Below are 12,994 nucleotides of genomic sequence, written 5' to 3'. Positions count from 1 at the left end.
TTTACCTTCACCACAGCCTTGTGAGTGGGAAACAGTGTTCTAACACTGTTTCCCACTCACGAGCGTCAGCGGTAGCCCTGGGAGAGCGGGGTGGCGAAACCGTCGGCGACGGTGGCCGCCAGCTCCAGGAGGGCGAGGCGGGTGTCGCCGGACAGGCGGTCCAGCTCGATCTCCGCGCCTTCCTCCAGGTGCGGGTCGAACGGCACCTTGCAGACCGCCCGGACCTTCGCGCCGAAGTGCGCCGACAGCTTGTCGAGGTCGACCGAGCCGCCCTTCGGCCGGACCGAGTTGATCACCGCCACCGAGCGTTTGACCAGCTCGCCGTAGCCGTGGGCTTCGAGCCAGTCCAGCGTCGCCGAGGCGCTGCGGGCGCCGTCGACCGAGCCGGAGGACACCACGACCAGCGCGTCCGCGACGTCCAGGACGCCCTTCATCGCCGAGTGCATCAGGCCGGTCCCGCAGTCGGTGAGCACGATGTTGTAGAAGTGCTCCAGCAGGTTGACCGTGCGCCGGTAGTCGTCTTCGGAGAACGCCTCCGACACGGCTGGATCCTGCTCGCTGGCCAGGATCTCCAGCCGGCTCGAACCCTGGGACGTGTAGGACCGGACGTCGCTGTAGCGCGTGATGCGGGCGGCATCACGCAGCAGGTGCCGGACCGTCGCCGTCGTCTCCAGCGGGATCTTCTGCGACAGCGTGCCGCGGTCCGGGTTGGCGTCCACCGCCACCACGCGGTCACCGCGCAGCGAGGCGAACGTCGAGCCCAGCGTCGTGGTCACCGTGGTCTTGCCGACGCCGCCCTTGAGCGACAGCATCGCGATCTTGTAGCACCCGCGCAGCGGCTGGTTGACACGCGCGATCAGCTCGCGGCGACGGGTGTCCGCCGGGCTCTCCCCCGGGTTGACCAGCTTCCCGGTGCCGACGTAGAGCGCCTTGCGCCAGCCGGACTGCGGGGGCCGCTTGGTCTGCCGGACCAGGTGCGCGGTCGACAGGTCGTGCCCGTGCCCCGGCTGCGGCGCCGCGTGCCGGCCGCCCTGGGGCTGCGGCAGGCCGGACGACGGCGGCTGCTGCTGCGGGTACTGGGCGTGGGCCTGGTACTGCTGGGCCGGGTCGTACTGCGGCGGCTGCAGCGGCGGCAGGTTCTGGTCGTAGCCGTACTGCGGCACCTGGTGCGGCCCCGACACGGCGGGGTTGGGCACCTGGTGCGGGCCCGAAACCGCCGGGTTGGGCGGCGCCACCGCCTGCGTCGGCTGCACGTCGAACGCCCCCGACGTCTCGGGGTGCGGGTGCGAGTCCGTCCGGTCGTCGGCGAACAGGCCCGGCTGCGGTGGCGCAGCGGCCTGTTCGGGGTGGCCAGGAGCCGATTCTTCGCTGGGTCCGGTCACCGGTGAAAACCTCCGCGCGCTCCGCCTGACACATCAGCCCCCCGACGTCGACGGTAGTCGGCGGACGCGCGGGATGCTCAGCCCACCCCGGCGTAGGAGTGCAGGCCGACGGAGACGAGGTTGACGAAGAACAGGTTGAAGATCATCGCGGCGAACCCGACGATGTTGATGACCGCGGCCCGGGCGCCGCGCCAGCCCGCCGTCGCCCGCGAGTGCAGGTAGGCCGCGTAGACGACCCAGGCGATGAACGCGCAGGTCTCCTTGGGGTCCCAGCCCCAGAACCGGCCCCACGCCGACTCGGCCCAGACCGCGCCGCAGAGCACGCCGAAGGTGAAGATCGGGAAGGCGAAGATCGTCGTCCGGTAGGCGATCCGGTCCAGGACGTCGGCCGCGGGCAGTTTCGAGGCGAACCGGGCGAACTTCGTGGCGTCCTTCTCGTGGGCCGAGCGGAACAGGAAGAGCACGCTCGCGACGCCGGGGACCAGGAAGACGCCGGAGCCGATGATGGCCGCCGAGACGTGGATGACCAGCCAGTACGACTGCAGCGCGGGCTGCACCGGCGCCGCCGTCGTGTACAGCAGCGTGCCGTTGATGAACATCAGGACCACGACGGGCAGCAGCAGGAAGCCGGTGAGGTGCCGGACCGGGAACTTCCACAGCACGACCAGCCAGGTGACCACCGTGATGAAGGTGACCGCCATGCCGTACTCGTACATGTTGCCCCAGGGCGCGCGGTGCACGGCGAGCCCGCGCAGCACGATCGCCGACAGCTGCAGCAGCGCGCCAAGCACGAGCAGCGACGCACCCATCCGGCCGATCCGCTCCGGGCGGCCGACCTCGCGCTGCGCGGCCGGGACGTCCTCGACCGGCGGCCCGCCGGCCCCGACGAGCTCGCGGGCCCGGAGCTTGGCGCGCTCGGTGGCGAGCCGCCCCTTGGCGCCGAAGCCCTGCTCGATCAGGGTGAACATCAGCGCGACGACGTAGATCGCCGCGGCCGTGACGTACAGCCAGTCGCTGTAGGTCGACAGCGTCTCGTTGATCGGCATGCCTCAGCCCTTCTGCCCACTGACCAGGCGTTCACTGACCCGGTGGAACTCTTCGCCGTACCCGGCCTGGTCGGTGCGCGCCAGCCCGGCGACCTCGATCACGGTACCCGGCTGGTCCGGGGTCCCCGGTTTCACCCGCACCCACAGCCGGCGGCGCTTGACCAGCAGGGACGCGCCGAGCCCGACGAACATCGCGATGGCGAACCCCAGCACGAACCCCTGTGTCGGGTCGTGCGAGATCTGGATCGAGACCCACTGGCCGACGCCGTCGAAGCGGACCTTCGTGCCGTCATCGAGCTTGAGCTCCTGGCCGACCTTCAGGTTCTGGCGGGCGACCTTCTTCAGCCTGCCGTCGGCGACGAGCGACTGGTCGACCTCGAAGACGGACTGGCCGCGCCCGGCGTCGAGGCCGAGGTCACCGCGCAGGACGTCGACGGCGACCGCCGGGTCGTTCGCCTCCGGCGCCGACGACGTCAGGACGCTGCCGTGCAGGAACGCGGTCGGGGCGAACAGGCCGGTGACGGCCAGCTGCCGGGTCCGCCGCTGGACCTCGTCGGTGATGCCGGGCTGGTCGAACTTCGTGGCGCCCTCGGCGAGCATGGTGCTGGGGTCGACGGTGCGCCACTGGGTGTTCTGGGTGCGCTGCGTGCCGTCCGGGAAGGTGACGGTGAACTTCGGCGAGTAGCCGTGCCCGAGCAGGTAGACGCGGTCGCCGGCGGTGCGCAGCGGCGAGTTGACCTCGAGCCCGTACGGGCGCCAGGTGCCCGTCTCCAGGTCGGCGCCGGACTGGTACTCGATGTTCGAGTGGTAGTAGTCGGGCTGGCCGGACGCGGTGTAGCGCGCGGTGAAGTCGTTCACCTTCACGCAGAACGGGTTGAGGTCGGTGCCGTCGACGCGCAGGCCGGCGTTGAACGAGTCGTAGTTGTAGATGCCGGCGTTGCAGAAGGTGCTGCCGTCGGCCTGGACGATGACCTGGCCCTCGTAGCCGTAGAGCTTGCCGAGGGCGAAGAACACGATCAGGCCGAGCATGCTGAAGTGGAAGAGCAGGTTGCCGGTCTCGCGCAGGAACCCGCGTTCGGCGGAGATCGTGCGGACGCCGTCGGGCTCTTCGCGCTCGACCCGGCGCCAGCCGGAGAGCTGCTTGTGGACGGCGGCGATCTCGGCGGCAGCGTCTGACACGTCGGCTTTGCCGCGGCCGAGCCGGTAGTGCGGCATCCGGGCGAGGTTGCGCGGGGTCAGCACGGGCTTGGCGCGCATCGCCTTGGCGTACTCGAAGCTGCGCGGGGTGAGGCAGCCGACGAGCGAGACCATCAGCAGCAGGTAGATCGCCGAGAACCAGATGCTGGAGTAGACGTCGTAGAACTCGAGCTTGTCGAGCAGCGTCCCCCACCACCCGTGGGCGGCGATGTACTCGTCGACCTTGGGCGCGTTGAGCTTCCGCTGCGGCAGGAGCGCACCCGGCAGCGCGGCGAGGGCGAGGAGGAACAGCAGGACGAGCGCGGTCCGCATCGACGTCAGGCCGCGCCAGGTGTTGCGCAGGAAGGCGAGGGTGCGCTTGGCGGACGTCGGGGGTTGCGGGGGCTTGGGGGGTGCTTCCGTGGTCGTCACAGCGGCAGCCTCAGGTCGAGGGCGAATTCGTTGCGGAGCCAGCCCATCAGGTCCCCCCAGACGCCGGTGACCAGCAGGACCCCGACGATCAGCAGCAGCACGCCGCCGAAGACCTGCACCTGACGGCCGTGCCGACGCACCCAGTCGGTGGCGCGCACGGCCCACCGCGCGCCGAGGGCGATGAGCAGGAACGGCACCCCGAGCCCGAGGCAGTAGACGGCGATCAGCAGGTATCCCCGGGCCGCGGCCCCGCCGGTGGCGCTGGCCAACGTCATGACGGCGGACAGCGTCGGGCCGATGCACGGCGTCCAGCCGAGCCCGAAGATGGCCCCGAGCAGCGGAGCGCTCCAGATCCCGCCGCGCGGCACGTGGTGCGAGCGGACGTCACGCTGCAGGCCGGGAATCCAGCCGAGGAAGACGAACGCCATGGCGATGGTCAGAACCCCGCCGAAGCGCTGCAGGAGGTCCTGGTTGAGGGTGAGCGTGGCGGCCAGCCAGACGAGCGTGCCGAGGGTGGCGACGAAGACGACGGTGAACCCGAGAACGAAGAGGAGCGCGGCCCCGACCACGGCCCACCGGCCCTGCTTCCGTTCCTCATCGGCCTTGACGGCGGGAGCATCGGCCCCGACGAGCGCGGCGAGGTAGGCGAGGTACCCGGGCACGAGCGGCACGACGCAGGGCGAGGCGAAGGAGACGGCCCCGGCCAGCAGGGCAACCCCGGCAGCGAGCAGCAGCGGTCCGGAGATCGCCAGCTCGGTCACGGAGTTCACTCCGTTGAGGGTAGGCAGTGAGGTCCTGGTGAGAACGCCGGGGCCGGTTCACAGGACCTCGGTCACAGCAGTTCAGGACCTTGGTCCCGGGTGTCCGGCGGCGGACACGCCGGGCGGCTCGCCCACCGGCCGCGTCGATGGCCGACCATGAACCGGTGGAGCAGGGATTGATCGGGTGGTCCGGCGCGGCGGCTGCGGTGGCGAGTGCGGTGTTCTTCGCCCTGCACCTCGGGCGACGGAACAAGGACCGCCGGAGCTACGCGCTGACCGCGACCGTTTTCGCCGCTCTGGCAGGTCTGCTGGGAGTCATGTGGTGGCTGCATCGAGCCGAGCCGTCCGTCAGCCGGGTGGAGACGCTGAAGACCGGCGGACTCGCTTCCGCGTCGATCGTCGCCCTGTACGCGCTTTGGCTGAACGACCGGAGGCGGCGCGTCGAAGAAGATCGCCGCGACATCGAAGAGCAGCGCCGGGCCATCGAGAGCGACCGGCAGCAGCTGGAGACGAGAAAGGCCGACCATGACCGGCAGCGCGTCGGCAACGAGCAGTTCAGCAAGGCGATAGAGCTCCTCGGCCACGCCGCGGACCAGGTCCGCGTCGGTGCCCTGCACGCGCTCGCGGCACAGGCCGAAGCCGAACCGGCCCGCGTGCAGACGGTGCTGGACGTCCTCTGCTCGTACCTGCGCCGGCCGTTCGACCACGAGGACTACCGGAAGGGCGAGAAGAGCGCCGCAGACGACGAAGACGAGCCCGAGGCCCCCTCTCCTCGCGACCGGGAAGACACCGACACGGAAGAACGGGAGCGTCAGGTTCGCCTGACCGCTCAGCGCCTGATCGCCCAGGTGCTGCGGTCCGCGCCGAGAAGCCAGGCCCCAGACCTCGATCTCACCGGTGCGCGGCTCGACGAATTCGCTCTCAGCGAGTGCACCATCGGCGAGCTGGTCCTGACGCGGGCGAAAGTGTTCCGCAGCCTCGTCCTCACCGAAGTTTCCCTTGAACGGGCGAACTTGGACGAGGCGCGCATCCGCTTCGGAGAACTCAACCTGCGTTCCGTCGAGATAGCGGGCGATCTCGACCTGCTCCTCTTGAGTGCATCTCTGATGCTGAGGATGGAAGACGTCAACATCGGCGGAGATTTGATCTTGGGTGGTGCCGAGCTCAACTGGGGAGGCATCCTCCGCAACGTCGACCTGAGTGGCGAATTCGACTGCCGGGCGTGGCTGGGGCGCGGGCTCCAGTTCAGCGGCTTCACCCACCGCAGCGACAAGCCGATGCAGCTCGAAGACGGACTCAAGGTCCTTCGAGGCGCCGACGACCGGATAACCGACATCTACGATCCCGAAGTCCTGGCCGAACACAACCTGCCGGATCCCGAAACCTCACCGCGCGACTGGGCGGAACCGCCGCAAGCGCAGCAGTGACGGCTCAGGCTTCCGCGGCCAGGCGCTGGGCCACCGGCATCAGGTCCTGCGCCAGCACCGGCCGCAGGAACACCGCCGCCACCCGGTGCTGCTTGTCCAGGACGATCGTCGACGGGATGATGTTCCGCGGGTACCCGCTCAGCTTCAGCAGCACCCGCCCGTCCGGGTCGTAGATCGACGGGTACGTCAGCTGCCGGTCCCGCACGAAGTCCTGGGCCACCTCGCGGGCCGGGTCGCGGACGTCGATGCCCACCACCTGGACCCCCTGGCGAGCCACCGTCTCCATCTCCGGGGCCTCCGTGCGGCACGGGCCGCACCACTGGCCCCACAGGTTGAGCACCACGACCTGGCCCGGGAAGTCCGCCAGCGAGAGCTGCTTGCCCTCGTTCATCAGGTCGTCGCCGGCCAGGACCGGGGCCGGCTGGCGGTCCGCGACCTCATAGGTGATGTCGATCTTGCCGCCCGGGGAGACGAAGTTGAAGCTGCTCCCCTGCACCACCGCGTCCTTGCCCGCGCTGCACCCGGCCAGCGCGAGCAAGGCGACCAAGAGCAGCCGTTTCATGCCCCGGTCACCTTCGGGTCCGTCGTCCCCGCGGGCTCGCTGTAGACGATCTCGCGCAGCTCGTCGCCCTCGAAGACCAGCGAGGTCAACGACGCCAGCGAGCACTGGCGACGCCGGGGGTCGTGCCACAGGCGCTTGCCCTCCAGGAACCGGCGCAACGTCCAGATCGGCAGCTGGTGGGACACGCACAGAGCCTCATGACCCTCCGCGGCGGAGCGCGCCCGGTGGACCGCGCCCAGCATCCGGTGGGCGATCTCGAGGTACGGCTCGCCCCACGACGGCTTGAACGGGTTCACCAGCTTCGGCCAGTGCTTCGGCTCCCGCAGCGCGCCGTCGCCGACCGCCACGTGCAGGCCTTCGAACTGGTTGCCCGCCTCGATCAGGCCCTCGTCCGTCGCGATGTCGAGCCGGTGGGCGGCGGCGATCGGGGCCGCCGTCTCCTGCGCCCGCTGCAGCGGCGACGCGACGACGTGCACGAGGTCGTGCCCCGCGACGGCCTCGGCGACCGTCAGCGCCTGCCGCTGCCCGCGCTCCGAGAGGCGGTAGCCGGGCAGGCGGCCGTACAGGATCTTCGTCGGGTTGTGCACTTCGCCGTGACGCAGCATGTGGACGACAGTGGTCACTGGACGGCCCCAGCCGCCGCGCGCGCCGCAGCGGGCAGAGCCGCTTCGATCACCGAGAACGCTTCGTCGTCCATCGCCGCGTTGACGAACCACGCCTCGTACGCGCTCGGAGGCGCGTACACGCCTCCGTCGAGCAACGCGTGGAAGAAGGGCGGGAAGCGCCATGTCTCCGACGCCTGCGCGCCCGCGTAGTCGCGTACAGGCTCTTCGCCGAAGAAGACGCTTACCAAGTTGCCCGCGTACTGGACGTTGTGCGCAACCCCCGCTTCGCTCAGCGCGGCGTGGAAGAGGTTGCCGAGGCGCTTCGCGTTGGCGTCGAGCGCCGCGTACACGGCGTGGTCGGCCGCGCGCAGCGTGGCGAGGCCGGTGGCCACCGCGACGGGGTTCCCCGACAGCGTCCCGGCCTGGTAGACCGGCCCGCCCGGGGCGAGCTTGGCCATCACGTCGGCGCGGCCGCCGAAGGCCGCCGCCGGCAGGCCGCCGGACATCACCTTGCCGAACGTGTAGAGGTCGCCGGCCACGCCTTCGAGGCCGAACCAGCCCGCGTGCGAGACGCGGAAGCCGGTCATCACCTCGTCCATGATCAGCAGCGCGCCGTGCTCGTGGGCCAGGTCACGCAGGCCCGCGTTGAAGCCGTCGACGGGGGCGACCGCTCCCATGTTCCCGGCCGCGGCCTCGGTAATCACCGCGGCGATCTCGCCCGGGTTGTCCACAAAGGACTTCCGGACCGCGTCGAGGTCGTTGTAGGGCAGCACCAGCGTGTCCGCGGCCTGGGCGCCGGTGACACCCGGCGACGTCGGCAGCCCGAGCGTCGCGACGCCGGAGCCGGCCTGGGCGAGCAGCGCGTCGACGTGACCGTGGTAACACCCGGCGAACTTCACGATCTTCGTCCGGCCGGTGAACCCCCTGGCCAGCCGGATCGCGCTCATCGTGGCCTCGGTGCCCGAGTTGACCAGCCGGACCTGCTCGACGGGCCCGACGCGGTTGATGATCTCCTCGGCCAGCTCGACCTCGCCGATGGTCGGCGTGCCGAACGAGAGCCCGGACGTCGCCGCCGCGCGCGCCGCCTCGACGACCGCCGGGTGCGCGTGGCCCAGGATCATCGGCCCCCAGGAGGACACCAGGTCGACGTAGCGGTGGCCGTCGGCGTCCCACAGGTGCGGGCCCTCGCCGCGGACCATGAACCGCGGGGTGCCGCCGACCGAGTTGAACGCCCGGACCGGCGAGTTCACCCCGCCCGGGATGGCCGCCTTCGCGCGGTCGAACCATGCCTTGGACTGCTCGGTTCCAGTGCTCACGGGGTCCAGTGTCCCAAACCCATTTAGGATGGCGGGCAGCCGCCCGGGAGGGAAACAGCCGGTGACCGAACGCGCCCCGCACCGCAACCCGTGGCTCATGCTGGCCGGGTTCGTGGGCGTCGTCGCCGTGGTGGCCGTGGTCGCCGCCCTCGCCGCGGCGTCGGCGCGGGAGGTCTACGCGCGGCTCGAGCAGCCGTCGTGGGCGGCGCCGGCGTCCTGGTTCAGTCCGGTGTGGACCGTGTTGTACGTCATGATCGCGGTGGCCGGGTGGCTGTACTGGCGGACCGACGGCGAGACCCGCGGGTTCGCCGCCTACGGTGTCGGCCTGCTGTTCAACCTGCTCTGGACGCCGTTGTTCTTCGAGGGCCGCGCCACCGGGGTGGCGCTGGCCGACATCGTGCTGCTGGACGTCACCGTCGTCGTGACGATCGCCCTCTTCGGCCGCCGGTCGAAGGCCGCCGCCGCGCTCCTGGTGCCCTACCTGGCCTGGATCCTCTACGCGACGGCCCTCAACGCCGCGATCCTGGTGCTCAACTAGCGCGCGGCCTGCTGGGTGATGGCCTGCGCGGCCACCGTGCCGTCGTCGCCGGCCTGGCCCTGGACGACCACGGTCGCGCCCGGCTTGAGGTCGGCCAGCTTGCCGGCCTGGGTCACCCCGACCGTGGTCGAGTCCGATGTGGACACCTTGACGTCGGTGCCCTGCGCGGTCTTGAGGTACACCGTGGTGCCGTCGACGTGGTCGACGGTGCCCGTGGTGCCGCGGCCGCCGGCCCCGCGGAACCCGCCGCCCTGCTGCCCGGTGCCCGCCTGCTGACCGCCTTGGTTCCCGCCCGCCGGCCGGGTGGGCGCCGACGATGACGTGCCGAACGCGGCGTGCGTCCAGGCGCCGCCGCCGAACGCGATCGCCAGGACGACGAGCCCGGCCAGCACCAGCGTCGTGCGGGAGAACGGCTTCGCCGCGTTCCGCATTTCGGCGTTCAGGTCACCGTCGACCGCCGGGCTGGCGATGATGTCCTCCGCGTTCGGCGGGGTCGTGGTAGACGAAGACATGCGAAGACTCCTTATTCGTGGCGCAGGGCGTCGATGGGCCGCAGCTTGGCGGCCCGGTTCGCCGGGAAGCTGCCGAAGAACAGGCCGATCAGGGCGGATACCGCGAAGGCGAGCAGGATCGACGAGGGCACCACGACGGGTTTGATCCCGGAGATGGTGAACCGGCTGCCGATCACCCCGATCGCGACGCCGAGCAGCCCGCCGAACAGGCTGAGCATGGTCGCTTCGGCGAGGAACTGGCCCAGGATGGCCGAGCGCGGCGCGCCGATGGCCTTGCGGATGCCGATCTCGCGGATCCGCTCGGTGACCGTGACGAGCATGATGTTGGTGACGCCGATCCCGCCGACGAGCAGGGAGATCGCCGCGACGGCGGCCAGCAGCACGGTGAACGTCTCGGTCGCCGACGTCCGGGTCGCGAGGAGCTGCTCGGAGTTCTGGATCTGGTAGTCCGGGGTGCCGCCGAGGCGGATGCCGTGGCGGGCGTTGAGGATGGCGGTGATCTCGGACTGGGCCAGCGAGACGGAGTCGGCGCTGGTGGCCTGGACGGCGATCTGGCTGAGGTTGCCGTACCCGGCGAGGGAGTTCTGCACGGCCGAGATCGGCGCGATGGCGACGTCGTCGGCGTTCTGCAGGCCGGTGCTGCCCTTGGCCTGGAGCACGCCGATCACGGTGAACTGGATGCTGTTGAGCAGCACGTTCTTGCCGACCGCGTCCGAGGCGGTGCCGAAGATCGACTCCGCCGTCGTCGGGCCGAGCACGACGACCTTGCGCGCGGCCGTGACGTCTTCGCTGGTGAACAGCTGGCCCTGGGCGAGTTCGCGGTTGGTCGTGGTGAAGTACGCCGGTTCGGTGCCGGCGACGCTGGAGATGTCGTAGGACGTCTGCCCGTAGGTCGCGGTCGCCGTCGTGTTGACCACCGGCGACGCGGCCTTGACGTCGGGGGCGCCGACGGGATCGACGAGGGCGTGCGCGTCCTGGACGGTCAGCGGCCGGGCGGTCGCGCCCTGCCCGCCGCCGCGGGCCGGGGAGACGTTGACGACGTTGGTGCCGAGGCCCTGGATGCTGGCCGCGATGGCCGCCGACGCGCCGTTGCCCACCGCGACCAGGAGGATCACCGCGGCGACGCCGATGGTGATACCGAGGGTGGTCAACGCCGAGCGCAGCTTGTTCGCCGTCAGGCCGCGGACGGCGAAGCGCAGGATCTCCAGGAGGTTCACGAGACCGCCCCCACCGCGCGCGTGACTTCGTCGGACACGATCAGGCCGTCGTCGACGCGGACCACGCGGTGCGCGTGTTCGGCGACCTCGTCCTCGTGGGTGATGACGACGATGGTGCGGCCGAGGGCGTTGAGCCGGTCGAACACGCCGAGGACGTCCTCGGTGCTGCGCCGGTCGAGGTTGCCGGTCGGCTCGTCGGCCAGCAGCATCGCCGGGCCGGTGACCAGCGCCCGCGCCACCGCGACGCGCTGGATCTGGCCGCCGGAGAGCTCGCTGGGGAGGTGCTTGGCCCGGTCGGACAGCCCCACCATCTCCAGGGCCGCCAGCGCCCGTCGCCGCCGCTCGGACCGGCGAAGTCCACTGTAGACAAGCGGAAGCTCCACGTTGGACAACGCCGACGTCCGGGGCACCAGGTTGAACGACTGGAAGATGAAGCCGATCTTCCGGTTGCGCAGCAACGCCAATTGCCGTTCGTTCAGCCGCCCGACGCCGAACCCGTCCAGCAGATACCGGCCGGACGTCGGCACGTCCAGGCAGCCGAGCATGTTCAGCAGCGTCGACTTGCCCGAGCCCGAGGCGCCCATGATGGCGACGTACTCGCCGGGCCACACGGTGAGGTCGACGCCGCGCAGCGCGTGCACCGCCGTCTCGCCGGCCCCGTAGGTCTTGCGCAGCCCGGAGACCGCGATCACCGGGTTCATCCGCGCCCGCCGAAGCCGCCGCCGGCGCCGGTGCCCGTGCCGCGCTGGCCGCCGCCCGGGAACCCGCCGGTCCCGCCACCGGGGAACCCTCCGGTGCCGCCGGTGCGGCCGGTCCCACCGGTGGTGCCGGTCGTGGCCGTCCCGGTGAGCACGACGTTCTCGCCCTCGGTCAGCCCGGAGGTGATCTGGACCGTCGACTCGCCGCGCAGGCCGACCTGCACCTGGCGGGTGACGTTCCGGCCGTTCTCCTGCACGGTGACGAGGTTGGTGCTGCCCGCGGTCTGCACCGCCGCGGCCGGCACGCTCAGCGCGTTGTCCGCCTCGGCGACGGTGATCACGACGCTCGCCGACTGGCCGGGCCGCAGCCCGTCCGGCGGGCTGGTCAGCGCCAGCTGCGCGCCGTAGGAGACAACGCTGCCGCTGGTGGTCGGGGTGAGGTTGATGCTCGACACGGTGGCCTGGATCGGCTTGTCCGGCAGCGCGTTGAGCGTCACCGTGGCCTTCTGGCCCGTCTTGACCTTGCTGACGTCGATCTCCGCGACCGAGGTGTTGACGACCAGGCCGGTCATGTTCGTGATGGTGATGAACCCCGAGCTACTACTGCTGCTGCTCGACGCGGCGGAGCTGGAGTTCGACGACGAACCCTGGCCGCCCTGGCCGCTGCCGCTGGTCGAGGACTGCGACGCGGCGGACGAGCCGCTCGAGGACTGCTGCCCGACCGCGCCGTTGATCGCGGTGACCGTGCCGGCGCCCGGGGCGTACAGGACGGTGTTGTCGAGCGCCTGCTGCGCGGTCTGGACGTCGAGCTGGGCCTGGTCGAGCTTCGCCTGCGCCGACGTGACGCTGTTGGCGGCGTTGGTCTGCGCGTTCTGGGCGTTCTGCCCGGTGGCCGGGGTGTTCTCGGCCGTCTCGGCGGTGTCCAGGTTGTCCTGCGCGACCGCGAGGTTCGCCTTCGCGACCTGGAGCTGCTTCGCCGCCTGCGTGCTGTCGACGGTGGCGAGTTTCTGCCCGGCGCTGACGACGTCACCGACCTTGACGTCGATCGAGGTGACCTTGCCGGCCGTCGCGAAGTTCGCCGCGCCGGTGTAGCTGCTGGCGAGGGTGCCGGCGGCGGAGACAGTCTCGGTGACCGTCGCCCGGCGGACCGGGGTGCTGCGGCTCTGGGCCTGCGCCGAGCTCGGGGCGGGGCTGAACGCCTGGTATATCCCGAAGCCCGCCCCGGCCAGCAGTACGACCAGGGTTCCGTTGATCACCCATGCCTTCGAGGCACGCACGCGCGTCATGCGGCAACCTTGGTGCCGCTGTTTAGCAATTGACTG

General features: G+C 70.9%; 13 protein-coding genes. 2 read left to right on the top strand and 11 right to left on the bottom strand.

Annotation, left to right across the window (positions count from 1 at the left end):
- Positions 1 to 65 precede the first annotated feature (65 nt).
- The 4 genes from AB0J55_RS10685 to AB0J55_RS10670 all read right to left on the bottom strand — a co-directional run bounded on the left by AB0J55_RS10685 (position 66) and on the right by AB0J55_RS10670 (position 4,806).
- The gene (locus AB0J55_RS10685; protein ID WP_364245685.1) at positions 66 to 1,382 is read right to left on the bottom strand and encodes an AAA family ATPase; all 1,317 of its coding nucleotides are present in this window, start codon (positions 1,380 to 1,382) and stop codon (positions 66 to 68) included.
- Positions 1,383 to 1,459: 77 nt separating this feature from the next.
- Positions 1,460 to 2,428: a c-type cytochrome biogenesis protein CcsB gene (gene ccsB, locus AB0J55_RS10680; RefSeq protein ID WP_364245683.1), complete on the bottom strand. Its 969-nt coding sequence runs from the start codon at positions 2,426 to 2,428 to the stop codon at positions 1,460 to 1,462.
- Between the two features lie 3 nt (positions 2,429 to 2,431).
- Positions 2,432 to 4,036, bottom strand: a complete 1,605-nt coding sequence (locus AB0J55_RS10675; protein WP_364245681.1) for a cytochrome c biogenesis protein ResB — start codon at positions 4,034 to 4,036, stop codon at positions 2,432 to 2,434.
- Positions 4,033 to 4,806 (bottom strand): cytochrome c biogenesis CcdA family protein, encoded by a 774-nt coding sequence (locus AB0J55_RS10670; protein ID WP_364245678.1) that lies wholly within the window; start codon positions 4,804 to 4,806, stop codon positions 4,033 to 4,035. The genes AB0J55_RS10675 and AB0J55_RS10670 overlap by 4 nt, the downstream gene beginning before the upstream one ends.
- Positions 4,807 to 4,961: 155 nt before the next feature.
- Between AB0J55_RS10670 and AB0J55_RS10665 the strand changes: the two genes are divergently transcribed.
- Positions 4,962 to 6,224, top strand: a complete 1,263-nt coding sequence (locus AB0J55_RS10665; protein ID WP_364245675.1) for a hypothetical protein — start codon at positions 4,962 to 4,964, stop codon at positions 6,222 to 6,224.
- Positions 6,225 to 6,228: 4 nt separating this feature from the next.
- Here AB0J55_RS10665 and AB0J55_RS10660 read toward each other — a convergent pair whose 3' ends face one another.
- The 3 genes from AB0J55_RS10660 to hemL are packed head-to-tail and all read right to left on the bottom strand — an operon-like array spanning position 6,229 to position 8,707.
- Positions 6,229 to 6,786: a TlpA disulfide reductase family protein gene (locus AB0J55_RS10660; protein WP_364245673.1), complete on the bottom strand. Its 558-nt coding sequence runs from the start codon at positions 6,784 to 6,786 to the stop codon at positions 6,229 to 6,231.
- Positions 6,783 to 7,409, bottom strand: a complete 627-nt coding sequence (locus tag AB0J55_RS10655; protein ID WP_364245670.1) for a histidine phosphatase family protein — start codon at positions 7,407 to 7,409, stop codon at positions 6,783 to 6,785. The genes AB0J55_RS10660 and AB0J55_RS10655 overlap by 4 nt, the downstream gene beginning before the upstream one ends.
- The gene (gene hemL / locus AB0J55_RS10650; protein WP_364245668.1) at positions 7,406 to 8,707 is read right to left on the bottom strand and encodes a glutamate-1-semialdehyde 2,1-aminomutase; all 1,302 of its coding nucleotides are present in this window, start codon (positions 8,705 to 8,707) and stop codon (positions 7,406 to 7,408) included. Before hemL ends, AB0J55_RS10655 begins: the two co-directional genes overlap by 4 nt.
- Before the next feature lie 61 nt (positions 8,708 to 8,768).
- On the opposite strand from hemL, the gene AB0J55_RS10645 reads away from it, so the two are divergent.
- Positions 8,769 to 9,245 carry a TspO/MBR family protein gene (locus AB0J55_RS10645; RefSeq protein WP_364245665.1) on the top strand — a complete coding sequence of 159 codons (477 nt, stop codon included), beginning with the start codon at positions 8,769 to 8,771 and terminating at the stop codon, positions 9,243 to 9,245.
- Here the strand turns inward: AB0J55_RS10645 and AB0J55_RS10640 are convergent.
- From AB0J55_RS10640 to AB0J55_RS10625, 4 genes are read right to left on the bottom strand one after another with little or no spacing between them, the layout of a single operon-like run.
- Positions 9,242 to 9,757, bottom strand: coding sequence for a hypothetical protein (locus tag AB0J55_RS10640; protein WP_364245662.1), 516 nt, complete (start codon positions 9,755 to 9,757; stop codon positions 9,242 to 9,244). The two genes, AB0J55_RS10645 and AB0J55_RS10640, sit on opposite strands and share 4 nt — an antisense overlap.
- 11 nt (positions 9,758 to 9,768) lie before the next feature.
- Positions 9,769 to 10,974: an ABC transporter permease gene (locus AB0J55_RS10635; RefSeq protein ID WP_364245660.1), complete on the bottom strand. Its 1,206-nt coding sequence runs from the start codon at positions 10,972 to 10,974 to the stop codon at positions 9,769 to 9,771.
- Positions 10,971 to 11,675, bottom strand: coding sequence for an ABC transporter ATP-binding protein (locus AB0J55_RS10630; RefSeq protein WP_364245657.1), 705 nt, complete (start codon positions 11,673 to 11,675; stop codon positions 10,971 to 10,973). Before AB0J55_RS10630 ends, AB0J55_RS10635 begins: the two co-directional genes overlap by 4 nt.
- Positions 11,672 to 12,958 carry an HlyD family efflux transporter periplasmic adaptor subunit gene (locus AB0J55_RS10625; protein ID WP_364245655.1) on the bottom strand — a complete coding sequence of 429 codons (1,287 nt, stop codon included), beginning with the start codon at positions 12,956 to 12,958 and terminating at the stop codon, positions 11,672 to 11,674. The genes AB0J55_RS10630 and AB0J55_RS10625 overlap by 4 nt, the downstream gene beginning before the upstream one ends.
- Positions 12,959 to 12,994 lie beyond the last annotated feature (36 nt).

The sequence above is a fragment of the Amycolatopsis sp. NPDC049688 genome, from assembly GCF_040674975.1.
Lineage (GTDB): Bacteria > Actinomycetota > Actinomycetes > Mycobacteriales > Pseudonocardiaceae > Amycolatopsis.
Note: the sequence above shows the minus strand (reverse complement) of the source record. Positions and strands in the feature narration are given on the sequence as shown.